Annotated in this window: 1 protein-coding gene; it reads right to left on the bottom strand. The window is 59.8% G+C overall.

What is annotated here, in order from left to right; translation table 11 throughout:
* On the bottom strand, nucleotides 1-251 hold a 251-nt coding region (locus AF337_RS25565; protein ID WP_193393656.1), incomplete at both ends, for a proline racemase family protein.

Here is a 251-nt window from a genome sequence, read left to right as displayed (position 1 = left end):
CGTCGAGCCCGCTCCAGTTATCCTGCGGTTCGATGACCGCATAATAGTTGCCGCCATAGGATATATCGACGCGCAGGCGGCCCATTCCCGGCACATCGACCTCGACATCCGCCTCGTGCAGATAGCTTGCAACATTGTGGAGACGAACGGATTCGACATATCCGCCCTTTTCCTCATAGGTGACATCGACCCTTCCCGCAGGCGTCTCGATGGCAACCCTTCCCGGCTCCCGCGGCTTGACGAGCCCTTCC

The organism is Rhizobium ecuadorense, assembly GCF_001187535.1.
Lineage (GTDB): Bacteria > Pseudomonadota > Alphaproteobacteria > Rhizobiales > Rhizobiaceae > Rhizobium > Rhizobium ecuadorense.
The sequence above is the reverse complement of the archived record's forward strand: the minus strand, read 5'-3'. Positions and strand labels throughout refer to the sequence as shown.